This is a genomic window from Collimonas fungivorans, from assembly GCF_028292705.1.
Classification (GTDB): domain Bacteria; phylum Pseudomonadota; class Gammaproteobacteria; order Burkholderiales; family Burkholderiaceae_D; genus Collimonas; species Collimonas fungivorans_B.
In genome coordinates this window covers 1-11621 of sequence record NZ_JAQGLV010000316.1, presented here as the reverse complement: position 1 = coordinate 11621, position 11621 = coordinate 1, and the positions used below count along the sequence as shown (strand labels likewise).

Sequence of the window (11621 nt, the reverse complement as noted above, 5' to 3'; positions counted from 1 at the left end):
GGTACGCGTCGTCCGACAAAGAAAGCCATGCGTAAATATTTCATCACCGGTCTACTGGTTCTCGTGCCCCTGGCAATCACGCTGTGGGTGCTGAACCTGGTCATTGGCACGATGGACCAGTCACTTTTGCTGCTGCCTGAACAATGGCGGCCGAAAGCATTGCTGGGGCATGACATTCCTGGCCTCGGCACCATCCTGACCCTGCTGGTGATTTTCCTGACCGGCCTGGCGACGCGCAATTTCATCGGCCGCCAGATCGTCTCGGTATGGGAAGGCGTGCTGACCCGAATTCCGGTCGTCAGCTCGATCTATTCCAGCGTCAAGCAAGTCTCGGACACCCTGTTTTCCTCGTCCGGCAACGCCTTCCGCAAGGCCCTGCTGGTGCAATACCCGCGCGAAGGATCGTGGACCATCGCCTTCCTGACGGGGATTCCCGGCGGCGACGTCAAGAACCACCTGCCCGGCGATTACGTCAGCGTCTATGTGCCGACCACGCCGAATCCGACTTCAGGTTTTTTCCTGATGCTGCCGCGCGCAGACACCATCGAACTCGACATGAGCGTCGACGAAGCCTTGAAGTACATCGTTTCCATGGGCGTGGTCGCGCCCGAGCAGCAGCCCGGCAGGAAACTGGTGATCGATTCGCCGCCCGGCAGCGGCGCGGCAGGCGGCAATTGACGCTGATCCTCTGCATGACCGACTGCTTATAATTAATTCATACTTACAACATCTGAACTGCGAAAACCTGAACATGTCCATGCGAACCCAATACTGCGGCCTCACTACTGAGGTACTTCTCGGCCAAACCGTCAGCCTGTGCGGCTGGGTCCATCGTCGTCGCGACCATGGCGGCGTCATCTTCATCGACCTGCGCGACCGCGAAGGCCTGGTGCAGGTAGTGTGCGATCCGGACCGCGCCGAGGTATTCAAGAACGCGGAAGCAGTGCGCAACGAATTCTGCCTGCGCATCACCGGCGTGGTGCGCCTGCGCCCGGACGGCACCAGCAACAGCAACCTGAAATCGGGCAAGATCGAAGTGCTGGCGCATGAACTGGAAGTGCTGAACCCGTCGGTCACGCCGCCGTTCCAGCTGGACGACGACAACCTGTCGGAAACCACCCGCCTGACGCACCGCGTGCTGGACCTGCGCCGCCCGCAGATGCAAAACAACCTGCGCCTGCGCTACAAGGTGACCATGGAAGTGCGCAAGTTCCTGGACGCCAACGGCTTCATCGATATCGAAACGCCGATGCTGACCAAGTCGACCCCGGAAGGCGCCCGCGATTACCTGGTGCCGTCGCGCGTCAACGCCGGCCAGTTCTTCGCCTTGCCGCAATCGCCGCAGCTGTTCAAGCAGCTGTTGATGGTGGCCAACTTCGACCGTTATTACCAGATCGTCAAATGTTTCCGCGATGAAGACTTGCGCGCTGACCGCCAGCCTGAATTCACCCAGATCGATTGCGAAACTTCCTTCATGTCGGAACAGGAAATCCGCGACATGTTCGAAGGCATGATCCGCCTGGTGTTCAAGAACGCGCTGGACATCGACCTGCCTAACCCGTTCCCGGTGATGGACTTCGCCACCGCGATGGCCCTGTACGGTTCGGACAAGCCGGACATGCGCGTCAAGCTGGCTTTCACCGACCTGACCGCAGTGATGAAAGACGTCGACTTCAAGGTCTTCGCCGGCGCAGCCAACATGGACAACGGCCGTGTGGTCGGCCTGCGCGTGCCGGGCGGCGCCGCCATGCCGCGTTCCGAGATCGACGCCTACACCCAGTTCGTCGCCATCTACGGCGCCAAGGGCCTGGCTTACATCAAGGTCAATGAAAAAGCCAAGGGCCGCGACGGCCTGCAATCGCCTATCGTCAAGAACCTGCACGACGCAGCGCTGGCGCAGATCCTGGAGCAGACCGGCGCCGAAGACGGCGACCTGATTTTCTTCGGCGCCGACAAGGCCAAGGTAGTCAACGACGCCATCGGCGCGCTGCGCGTGAAGATCGGTCACAGCGAATTCGGCAAGAAGGTCGGCCTGTTCGACGACACCTGGCGTCCATTGTGGGTGGTCGACTTCCCGATGTTCGAATACGACGAAGACAGCGACCGCTGGAACGCCTTGCACCATCCGTTCACGTCGCCGAAAGACGGCCACGAAGATTTCATCGAAACCGATCCGGGCAAGGCTATCGCCAAGGCCTACGACATGGTCTTGAACGGCTGGGAACTGGGCGGCGGTTCTATCCGTATCCACCGCGCAGAAGTGCAGAGCAAGGTGTTCCGCGCCCTGAAGATCGATGCCGAAGAAGCGCAGCTGAAGTTCGGCTTCCTGCTCGACGCCCTGCAATACGGTGCGCCTCCGCACGGCGGCCTGGCGTTCGGACTGGACCGCATCGTCACCATGATGTGCGGCGCCGAATCGATCCGCGACGTCATCGCCTTCCCGAAAACCCAGCGCGCGCAATGCCTGCTGACGCAAGCGCCGTCGGCGGTCGACGAAAAACAGTTGAAAGAACTGCATATCCGCCTGCGCCTGCCGGAAGCCAAGGTAGTCTGATTTTTAGGCAAAAAGCGGTAAAAGAAAAAGCGCGGGGGTTTAGTTCACCTCGGCGCTTTTTTTATGTCCGGGCCAAACAGGTTTATAGTGATGCTTTATGACGAACAGGCGTTTTTTCGATTTCTTGCCGACTTTTTTGCATGTATAAAATTCCCGAATCGGTATTGGTTGTCATCTATACGAAAGATCTCCAGGTCTTGCTGATGGAGCGCGCCGACAAGCTGGATTACTGGCAGTCGGTCACCGGCTCCAAGGATTTCCCGGAGGAAGCCCTGGACGTGACGGCGATGCGTGAAGTGCAGGAAGAAACCGGCATCGTGGTGTCCGCCGAGGCAGGCGCCGTGCCGCTGTCTAACCTGCACGACTGGGGCGTCGCCAACGTGTACGAGATCTACCCGGTCTGGCGCCACCGTTATGCGCCCGGCGTCACCAAAAACACCGAACATGTGTTCGGCCTGCTGGTGCCGGACGACACCCCGGTGACCCTGGCGCCGCGCGAACATCTGCAGTACAAATGGCTGCCGTACCGGGCGGCTGCGGATGCGTGTTTTTCACCGTCGAATGCCGAAGCCATCCTGCAATTGCCGCGCCACCTTGCCGAATAAGCTGAAGAGCCATGAAACTGCGCATCGCAACCTACAATATCCACAAAGGCGTATCGTCGCTGGGCAGCCGCCCGCGCGTGCATGCTTTGAAACAGGCCTTGAGCCGGATGGAGGCCGATATCTTTTTCCTGCAGGAAGTGCAGGGCCGGCACGACCTGATGGCGGCGCGCCATGCGGCGCACTGGCCGGAGCAGGCGCAGCACGACTACCTGGCCGGCGATTCGCACCACGCCGCCTACGGCATGAACGCCGTCTACGACCATGGCCACCACGGCAACGCCTTGCTGAGTCGTTTCGAAATCGGCTCGCAAAGCAACCAGGATGTATCGGACCACGCCTACGAGGCGCGCGGCATCCTGCACTGCGTCCTCAAGACCGAATTCACCGATATCCATTGTTATGTGGTGCACCTGGGTTTGTTCGGCGGCGGCCGCCGGCGCCAGACCGCGGCCCTGATCGAAGCGGTGCGCAGTTCGTCGCCGCCGGGCGCGCCGCTGATCATCGCCGGCGATTTCAACGACTGGGGCAACCGCCTTAGCGAATTGCTGCGGGCGCGGCTCGATGTCACCGAAATATTCGATGAACGGATCGCGGCGCGGGGCATGATGCAAGGCGTTGGTTCCTACCTGCAGCAACTGATAGGACGCACGCCGAAACTCAAGCCGGCGCGGACGTTCCCCGCCGCTTTTCCCTGGCTGCGGCTGGACCGGATTTACCTGCGCGGCTTTACGGTAGAATCGGCGGAAGTCCTGCATGGCGCGGAATGGGCGAAACTGTCCGACCATGCGCCTATCGTGGCGACGCTCAAGCTGCGATAATTTGCTGTATCAACCATGACCACAGAAAGACCGGCCGGATGTCGTCTCTCCTCTTTTTCATCGCATGCGCGCGGTAAATCTTTGCGCAGATAACCACATCACGCTGTTGCACAACGGCGCTGCCTTTTTTCCGGCGCTGATTGCCGCCATCGATGCTGCCCGCGTCGAAATCTACCTGGAAACCTATATCTTCGCCGACGACCAGACCGCGCTGCTGGTGCAGCAGGCGCTCACGCGCGCCGTGCAGCGCGGCGTCGCGGTGCGGGTGATCGCAGACTGGCTGGGCACCGGCCGCCAGCGCTCGGCATCGCTGCAGCAGGAGTTTGCGGCCAGCGGCGTCATGTACCGCAGCTTCAATCCCTGGTTCCGGCGCGGCGCGGCGCGCATGCACCGCAAGATCTGCGTGGTCGACCGCCAGGTCGGTTTTGTCGGCGGCCTCAACATCATCGACGACATGGTGTCCGACGACGACCTGCGCCTGCCGCTGCCGGCGCCGCGTTGGGATTTTGCAGTCGGCATCAGCGGTACGCTGGTGAACGTGATCCACATCGAACTGGAAGCGCAATGGCTGCGCCTGGGCGAGATGAAACTGCTGGCGCGTTTCCAGCAATTCAAGCGCACCCGTTTCAAGGGCGGCGGCGTGGCCCATGGTCCGGCATCGGCCGGGCTGGTGCTGCGCGATAACCTGCGCAACCGCCGCACCATCCAGCGCGCCTATCTGCAAGCCCTCGGCCATGCGCGCCAGAGCGCCTTGCTGACCAGTCCCTATTTTGCCCCGAGCCGGAAACTGCGGCACGGCCTGGAACAGGCCGCGCTGCGCGGAGTCGACGTTACGTTGCTGCTGGGAGTAGGGCAGTTCCGGCTGCAGGATGCGGTCAGCCATTCGTATTATCCGAAGCTGCTGAAAGCCGGCGTCAAGATCGTCGAATACCGCAAGACCGCCTTGCATGCAAAAGTGGCGGTGATCGACGACGATTGGGCCACCGTCGGCTCCAGCAATTTCGACGGCTTCAGCCTGCTGGTGAACCAGGAAGCCAACGTGGTGGTCATGGACGCCGATTTTTCGCGCGCGCTGCGGCAGCAGATTGCAAGCGGGATTGCCGACGGCGAGCCGATATCGGCCGATGCCTTCAACCACCGTTCCTGGCGTGCGCGGCTGTGGCACGGCACGGCTTTTTTCCTGTACCGCTTCCTGATGCGCATCATCACCATCGGCAACGGCGAGCGCTGACAGCGGTTATATCCGGACCCAGGCGCCCTTGAACACGATAGGGCCGGTCGGTCCCTTGGGATCGGGCGATCCGCCTTTCGGCTCCAGCGTCACCGCCAGCAGCGGCACGGTCTGCGGCGTAGCATCGGCCGGCAGCGCCAGGCTGATGCTGCCGTTGGCTTCCAGCAGGCCGAGCGAACGCGGCGCTCCTTCCTTCGGCACCGCCCACAATTCCAGGCTCTTGTCGGCCGCGATCTTCTGCGGGATCACCAGTTTCACCAGCAAGCGGCCGCCCGGCGCATCGCCGGTCACCACGGCGATCGGCTGCGCCTGATCGTTGCTCAGCATGGCGATATACGATACCGCCGGCGCGGCAGGGACAGGCGGCAACTCTTGCCTGGACAGCAGCAGCGAGGTCAGGATGATGGCGGCGGTGGTCGAGACCAGGCCGAGGCCGCGCCAGAAGCTCAGGTCCTCGCGCAGTTCGAACCAGACCGAACGCTTGCGTTGCGGTTTGCGTGGCAGGTCGAGTTTGGTTTCGATAGCCGACCAGACCGCGGCCGGCGGTTGCGCCGGTGGCGCCAGTTCGGCCATCGGATGCAGGCGGTCCTGCCATTCGGCCACAGCCTGGCGCAGCACCGCATGGCGGCGCAGCAGGGTTTCAAAACGGCGCAGGGCGCCGCCGCGCAAGGTGCCGAGCACGTATTCGGCCGCCAGCTTGTCCACCAAAACGGGATTGCGTTCGATATCCATCAGGCGCTCCCCAGCTTGCCGAGGCAGCTCTTGAGGCGTTCCAGCCCGCGCCGGATCCATGTCTTGACGGTGCCTATCGGCAGCTGCAGCTGCACCGCCACTTCGCTATGCGAGAGATCGTGATAGAACGACAGCGCAATCGCTTGCCGCTGCATGGCTTCCAGGCGCGCCAGGCAATGCGCCAGCGCCTTGGCGTCGGCAGTCAGCTGCAGCGCTTCCAGCGGCGTCGGGTCGGCGCTTTCCATGGCGTCCATGACTTCCTTGTCAAATGTGTCCGCATCGATCTCTACCGCGCTGTCTGTGCGCCGCAGGAAATCGAATGCCTTGTTGCGCACGATGGTGGTGATCCAGGTCATCGGCGCCGCCAGGCTGGCCTGGTAGCTGTCGGCGTTGTTCCAGATGCTGACGAAACTCTCCTGCAGCACTTCCTCCGCCCACTCGCGCTTGACTAGTATACGCAGCGCGAAGCCGAACAGTTTCGGCGAGGTGGCGTCGTAGAGGGCGCGAAAGGCCAGGGCGTCCTTGCGCACGACCGCGGCAAGCCAGACTTTCAATTGTTCCGGTTGCAAGTCTTGGGAGGGCAATTCGGCTTCCTTTGCGCGCAGTATCGCCGTTGTGTGCCGCGCCTGGCTTTTGTTGTTGCGGAGCCAAGCCGGTTATTGCGCAGATTACCCCATGGTAACTTGTGCCGCAACCGGCAAATCCGCCGTTGCCGGCCCGCCAAAAACAAAAAGCCCGCTGCAGGCAGCGGGCTTTGGCGACGAGTACAGGCGACGGTTATTTTTTCAGCGAGTCGCGGATCTCGCGCAGCAGCACGGTGTTTTCCGGATCGGCGGCAGGCGCGGGAGGTACTTCGCCGCGCAGCTTGTTGATGATGCGCACCATCTGGAAAATCACGAAAGCCAGGATGACAAAATTCAGTGCAATGGTGATGAAGTTGCCGTAGGCCAGCACAGCGCCGGCTTTCTTGGCTTCCGCCAGCGTCAGCTCGGTGCTCTGGCCGTTCAGCGGGAAGTAGTGGTTGGCAAAATCCAAGCCGCCGAAAATCTTGCCGACCACCGGCATGATGATGTCCTGCACCAGGGAATCGACGATCTTGCCGAACGCGCCGCCGATGATCACGCCGACTGCCAGGTCCATCACGTTGCCTTTGAGTGCAAAGGTCTTGAATTCTTGCATCATGCCCATGTGTTGTTTCTCCATAACTAATGTTGACAATCGGGAAGATACTGCGATCCCGGCCGGATTAAAAGGACAAATTTGTCAATTCTTGTTATTTTCCGCCCCTAGCCTTGCTTGCTGCAGTGCAAGAATCAGCTTCTGAAGGGAATTGTGCCAGGTTTAGCAGCAATTTCCATGGATTTGGCTGATTTTGTACATGCGTGCATGTATTTCCTTTAAAACAGGCTTCAGCTTCGATATAATCTAGGGTTGCTAGAAGTTCCGTGCAAGTTTCGTATTTTGACTGATTGGGGTTGGTATGAGTATCGAAAAGCAGGTCGACTCCGGTCGACGTGGATTGCTCGTGGCTACATGCGCGGCAGGCGGTGTGGCCGGTCTGGCGACGGCGGGGGCCTTTGTCTCCACCTTCCAGCCATCTGAACGCGCAAAAGCCGCGGGTGCACCGGTGGAATTGGATATTTCCGGCATCAAGCCCGGCGAGATGCAAGTGTTCGAATGGCGCGGCAAGCCGGTCTGGATCATGAAGCGCACCCCGGAACAGATGAAGGGGCTGGAACATACCGCCTCTGAAGTGGCCGACCCTGAGTCGCTCAAGCCTTACACCATGGACTTGCCCGACTACTGCAAGAACAAGTCGAACAACCGCGGCCGTGCCGGCCACGAAGAAACCCTGGTGCTGGTAGGTATCTGCCCGCACCTCGGCTGCTCGCCATCCTCGAAATTCGCCCCTGGCGCCCAGCCTTCGCTGCCGGACGACTGGCAAGGCGGCTTCCTTTGCCCCTGCCACGGTTCGACCTTCGACCTGGCCGGCCGTGTTTTCAAGAACAAGCCGGCGCCAAACAATCTTGACGTGCCACGTTACATGTACCTGTCCGATACCAAGATCGTCATTGGTAAAGACGAGAAAGGTGAGGCTTCTTAATCATGGCATTCCACGAAAAACAGCTGCCGGCCGATGCTCCTATCGCCGATAAAGCCTTGAACTGGATTGATGCGCGTTTTCCCGTCACATCGACCTGGAAAGCCCATCTGTCCGAGTACTACGCACCAAAGAATTTCAACTTCTGGTACGCCTTCGGTTCGCTGGCGCTGCTGGTGCTGGTGATCCAGATCGTCACCGGGATTTTCCTGGTCATGCATTACAAGCCGGATGCCGCCCTGGCGTTCGCCTCGGTCGAATACATCATGCGCGACGTGCCATGGGGCTGGCTGGTGCGCTACATGCACTCGACCGGCGCTTCGGCCTTCTTCATCGTGGTCTACCTGCACATGGTGCGCGGCCTGCTGTACGGTTCCTACCGCAAACCGCGCGAGCTGGTGTGGCTGTTCGGTGTCGGCATTTTCCTGTGCCTGATGGGCGAAGCCTTCATGGGCTACCTGCTGCCATGGGGCCAGATGTCTTACTGGGGCGCCCAGGTGATCGTCAACCTGTTCGGTGCGATTCCTTTCATCGGCCCTGACCTGTCGCTGTGGATCCGCGGCGACTACGTGGTCTCCGACGCTACCCTGAACCGCTTCTTCTCGTTCCACGTGATTGCGATCCCGCTGGTCCTGATCGGCCTGGTGGTTGCCCACATCATCGCCCTGCACGAAGTGGGTTCCAACAACCCGGACGGCGTCGAGATCAAGGAAAAGCTGGATGCCAAGGGCGTGCCGCTGGATGGCGTGCCTTTCCACCCTTACTACTCGGTGCACGACGTGATGGCGGTTGCCGTATTCCTGATCGTGTTCAGCACCGTGGTGTTCTTCGGCCCTGAAATGGGCGGCTACTTCCTCGAGTACAACAACTTCGTCCCGGCCGATTCGCTGAAGACGCCGCCGCACATCGCACCGGTCTGGTATTTCACGCCTTACTACTCGATCCTGCGCGCAGTCACTTCGGACTTCATCGTCTACCTGCAGGTCGGCGTGGCCGCCTTTGTCGCCTTGCTGTGGCTAAAGTCGAGCCTGAACAGCATGCTCAAGATCACCGCTTCGGTCATCGGCCTGGCCATCATCGGCGCCATGTTCGTGTTCGACGCCAAGTTCTTCGGCGTGGTGCTGATGGGCGTCTCGGTCGTCATCCTGGCTGGCTTGCCTTGGCTGGATCATTCCAAGGTGAAGTCGATCCGCTATCGTCCGAGCTGGCACAAGTACATCTACATCCTGTTCGGGATCACCTTCGTGGTGCTCGGCTACCTCGGTGTGCAGCCGCCTTCAGCTATCGGCGGCGTGGTGTCCAAGGTCTGCACGTTCATCTACTTCGGCTTCTTCCTGCTGATGCCATGGTGGAGCGCCGCGGGTACATTCAAGCCAGTGCCGGACCGTGTTGTCTATCACCCGCACTAAGCCAGAGGATAAGAACATGACATTGCTAAAAAGACTGATGGCGACCCTGGTGCTGCTTCCGGCGCTTGCCTTTGCCAGCGAAGAGGGCGGTTATCCGCTGGATACCGCGCCGGAACAGAGCAACAACCTGTCCGCGCTGCAAAACGGCGCCAAGCTGTTCGTGAACTACTGCCTGAACTGCCACTCCGCTTCGTCGATGCGCTACAACCGTTTGCGCGACATCGGCCTGAGCGAAGAGCAGATCAAGAGCAACCTGCTGTTCACCGGCGACAAGGTGGGCGACCTGATGACCATTGCCATGTCGCCGAAAGACGGCAAGACATGGTTCGGCGCAACGCCTCCGGATCTGTCGGTGATCGCCCGCGCCAAGGCATCCAGCGCCGGCAGCGGCCCGGACTGGCTGTACACTTATCTGCGTACTTTCTACAAGGATGACACCCGTCCAACGGGCTGGAACAACATGGTCTTCCCTAACGTCGGCATGCCGCACGTCCTGTGGGAACTGGAAGGAATTCGTACTGCCAAATACGAAGACGTGAAGGATCCGCACGAAGAGGGCAAGACCGAACACAAGTTTGCCGGTTTCGAGCAGGTCAAGCCGGGCAAGATGAACAAGGTCGAATACGACGTTGCAGTCGCCGACCTGGTGTCCTATCTTGCATGGATGGGCGAACCTGCCCAGAACACCCGCAAGCGCCTTGGCGTCTGGGTCCTGCTGTTCCTCGGCATGTTCTTCGTTCTGGCATGGCGTCTCAACGCGTCATACTGGAAAGACGTCAAGTAGTTTTCATGCCCGCGATTTTGCGGGTATGCGTTTTGGGGTGAGCCGTATCGGGTCTCACCCTTTTGTTTCTAAGGAACTATAAAAATGATGGTTCTCTATTCGGGTACAACCTGCCCATTTTCACAACGCTGCCGTCTCGTTCTGTTCGAGAAGGGCATGGACTTTGAAATTCGCGATGTCGACTTGTTCAACAAGCCGGAAGACATCTCGACCATGAATCCGTATGGTCAAGTGCCGATCCTGGTCGAGCGCGACCTGATTCTGTACGAATCCAATATCATCAACGAATACATCGACGAACGTTTCCCGCATCCGCAGCTGATGCCGGCCGATCCGCTGATGCGCGCCCGTGCGCGGCTGATGCTGTTCAACTTTGAGAAAGAATTGTTCATCCACGTGCACACGCTGGAGAACGAGAAAACCAAAGCAGCAGAGAAGAGCCACGAAAAGGCACGCTCGGAAATCCGCGACCGCCTGACCACGCTGGCGCCTTTGTTCCTGAAGAACAAATACATGCTGGGCGACGAGTTCTCGATGCTGGACGTAGCCATCGCGCCGCTGCTGTGGCGCCTGGATCACTACGGTATCGAGCTGTCGAAGACGGCTGCGCCGCTGATGAAGTATGCTGAGCGTATATTCTCGCGCCCGGCCTACATCGAAGCGCTGACGCCGTCCGAAAAAGTCATGCGTCGTTAAGATCGTGTAGATTACCGGTATGCACCGCCGCTATGGTGGCGCATACCGGCCCATGCCTCATTTTTGTACCGTTGCTTCCCATGTCAGAAACTTCTACCAAACCGTATTTGTTGCGCGCCATTTATGAATGGTGCACCGACAATGGCTACACCCCGTATCTGGCGGCCAGGGTAGATGCGCACACGCGCGTGCCGATGCAGTTCGTCAAGAATGGCGAGATTGTATTGAACGTCAGTTTCGAAGCCACCAGCGGCCTGAAGATGGACAACGAATTCGTCAATTTCAGCGCTCGTTTCGGCGGCGTATCGCGGGAAATTTCGGTGCCGGTGGAAAACGTGATCGCCATCTATGCGCGCGAAAACGGCCAGGGCATGGCGTTCGAACCGTCGGCTGCGGCCGCCGAAACGGACACTGAAGCCGCCGCCGAGCAAGAGGCCAATCCAGAGCCGACCGCCACGGTAACGCCGATCCTGAGCTCGGTGCCGTCGCCGTCCAGCGAAACAAAACAGAATTCGTCCGGTACGGACCCCGAAAAAGATCCGGAACCGCCAAAAAAAGGCGGGAGACCTACCCTAACTCGAATTAAATAGGTATAATTGCGGACTTCGCAGTTTAGCTGGCTTAGCTCATCTGGTAGAGCACCTGACTTGTAATCAGGGGGTGGCGGGTTCAAGTCCTGCAGCCAGCACCA

The 11621-nt window shown here is 59.8% G+C and carries 13 protein-coding genes and 1 tRNA gene; 11 read left to right on the top strand and 3 right to left on the bottom strand.

Annotated elements, in window-relative coordinates:
• Nucleotides 1–27 precede the first annotated feature (27 nt).
• The 5 genes from JWQ61_RS17770 to JWQ61_RS17750 all read left to right on the top strand — a co-directional run bounded on the left by JWQ61_RS17770 (nt 28) and on the right by JWQ61_RS17750 (nt 5208).
• Nucleotides 28–678 (top strand): DUF502 domain-containing protein, encoded by a 651-nt coding sequence (locus JWQ61_RS17770; protein WP_304361678.1) that lies wholly within the window; start codon nt 28–30, stop codon nt 676–678.
• Nucleotides 679–751: 73 nt separating this feature from the next.
• Complete coding sequence (aspS, locus tag JWQ61_RS17765; RefSeq protein WP_304361676.1) at nt 752–2554, top strand: aspartate--tRNA ligase; 1803 nt, start codon at nt 752–754, stop codon at nt 2552–2554.
• A gap of 140 nt (nt 2555–2694) precedes the next feature.
• Nucleotides 2695–3159, top strand: coding sequence for a dihydroneopterin triphosphate diphosphatase (nudB, locus tag JWQ61_RS17760; RefSeq protein ID WP_304361675.1), 465 nt, complete (start codon nt 2695–2697; stop codon nt 3157–3159).
• Nucleotides 3160–3170: 11 nt separating this feature from the next.
• Nucleotides 3171–3977 (top strand): endonuclease/exonuclease/phosphatase family protein, encoded by an 807-nt coding sequence (locus JWQ61_RS17755; protein WP_120237265.1) that lies wholly within the window; start codon nt 3171–3173, stop codon nt 3975–3977.
• A 64-nt stretch (nt 3978–4041) separates the two neighbouring features.
• Nucleotides 4042–5208, top strand: a complete 1167-nt coding sequence (locus JWQ61_RS17750) for a phosphatidylserine/phosphatidylglycerophosphate/cardiolipin synthase family protein (RefSeq protein ID WP_304361674.1) — start codon at nt 4042–4044, stop codon at nt 5206–5208.
• Nucleotides 5209–5214: 6 nt separating this feature from the next.
• Here the strand turns inward: JWQ61_RS17750 and JWQ61_RS17745 are convergent, their stop codons facing one another.
• The 3 genes from JWQ61_RS17745 to mscL all read right to left on the bottom strand — a co-directional run bounded on the left by JWQ61_RS17745 (nt 5215) and on the right by mscL (nt 7128).
• Nucleotides 5215–5940: an anti-sigma factor gene (locus tag JWQ61_RS17745; protein ID WP_304361673.1), complete on the bottom strand. Its 726-nt coding sequence runs from the start codon at nt 5938–5940 to the stop codon at nt 5215–5217.
• On the bottom strand, nt 5940–6524 hold the full coding sequence (locus JWQ61_RS17740; protein ID WP_304361672.1) for an RNA polymerase sigma factor: 585 nt from the start codon (nt 6522–6524) through the stop codon (nt 5940–5942). The genes JWQ61_RS17745 and JWQ61_RS17740 overlap by 1 nt, the downstream gene beginning before the upstream one ends.
• A 193-nt stretch (nt 6525–6717) precedes the next feature.
• A complete protein-coding gene (gene mscL / locus JWQ61_RS17735) occupies nt 6718–7128 on the bottom strand; it encodes a large conductance mechanosensitive channel protein MscL (RefSeq protein ID WP_061538863.1) in 411 nt (136 codons plus the stop codon).
• A 292-nt stretch (nt 7129–7420) separates the two neighbouring features.
• Here mscL and petA point away from each other — a divergent pair, with 292 nt between their 5' ends.
• The 6 genes from petA to JWQ61_RS17705 all read left to right on the top strand — a co-directional run bounded on the left by petA (nt 7421) and on the right by JWQ61_RS17705 (nt 11621).
• Nucleotides 7421–8044, top strand: coding sequence for a ubiquinol-cytochrome c reductase iron-sulfur subunit (gene petA, locus JWQ61_RS17730; protein WP_120237261.1), 624 nt, complete (start codon nt 7421–7423; stop codon nt 8042–8044).
• Nucleotides 8044–9450: a cytochrome bc complex cytochrome b subunit gene (locus JWQ61_RS17725; RefSeq protein WP_304361677.1), complete on the top strand. Its 1407-nt coding sequence runs from the start codon at nt 8044–8046 to the stop codon at nt 9448–9450. The genes petA and JWQ61_RS17725 overlap by 1 nt, the downstream gene beginning before the upstream one ends.
• Before the next feature lie 16 nt (nt 9451–9466).
• Nucleotides 9467–10234: a cytochrome c1 gene (locus JWQ61_RS17720; RefSeq protein WP_304361671.1), complete on the top strand. Its 768-nt coding sequence runs from the start codon at nt 9467–9469 to the stop codon at nt 10232–10234.
• An 84-nt stretch (nt 10235–10318) separates the two neighbouring features.
• Nucleotides 10319–10930, top strand: coding sequence for a glutathione S-transferase N-terminal domain-containing protein (locus JWQ61_RS17715; protein WP_014004653.1), 612 nt, complete (start codon nt 10319–10321; stop codon nt 10928–10930).
• A gap of 80 nt (nt 10931–11010) precedes the next feature.
• Complete coding sequence (locus JWQ61_RS17710; RefSeq protein WP_304361670.1) at nt 11011–11520, top strand: ClpXP protease specificity-enhancing factor; 510 nt, start codon at nt 11011–11013, stop codon at nt 11518–11520.
• A 25-nt stretch (nt 11521–11545) separates the two neighbouring features.
• Nucleotides 11546–11621 (top strand) — tRNA-Thr (locus tag JWQ61_RS17705).

Excerpts from the sequence above, each read along its gene's own strand:
- petA (WP_120237261.1), top strand. The coding sequence starts at position 7,421 with ATGAGTATCGAAAAGCAGGTCGACTCCGGTCGACGTGGATTGCTCGTG.
- aspS (WP_304361676.1), top strand. The coding sequence starts at position 752 with ATGTCCATGCGAACCCAATACTGCGGCCTCACTACTGAGGTACTTCTC.
- JWQ61_RS17755 (WP_120237265.1), top strand. The coding sequence starts at position 3,171 with ATGAAACTGCGCATCGCAACCTACAATATCCACAAAGGCGTATCGTCG.
- JWQ61_RS17745 (WP_304361673.1), bottom strand. The coding sequence starts at position 5,940 with ATGGATATCGAACGCAATCCCGTTTTGGTGGACAAGCTGGCGGCCGAA.
- JWQ61_RS17715 (WP_014004653.1), top strand. The coding sequence starts at position 10,319 with ATGATGGTTCTCTATTCGGGTACAACCTGCCCATTTTCACAACGCTGC.
- JWQ61_RS17710 (WP_304361670.1), top strand. The coding sequence starts at position 11,011 with ATGTCAGAAACTTCTACCAAACCGTATTTGTTGCGCGCCATTTATGAA.
- JWQ61_RS17750 (WP_304361674.1), top strand. The coding sequence starts at position 4,042 with ATGCGCGCGGTAAATCTTTGCGCAGATAACCACATCACGCTGTTGCAC.
- nudB (WP_304361675.1), top strand. The coding sequence starts at position 2,695 with ATGTATAAAATTCCCGAATCGGTATTGGTTGTCATCTATACGAAAGAT.
- JWQ61_RS17720 (WP_304361671.1), top strand. The coding sequence starts at position 9,467 with ATGACATTGCTAAAAAGACTGATGGCGACCCTGGTGCTGCTTCCGGCG.
- mscL (WP_061538863.1), bottom strand. The coding sequence starts at position 7,128 with ATGGGCATGATGCAAGAATTCAAGACCTTTGCACTCAAAGGCAACGTG.
- JWQ61_RS17770 (WP_304361678.1), top strand. The coding sequence starts at position 28 with ATGCGTAAATATTTCATCACCGGTCTACTGGTTCTCGTGCCCCTGGCA.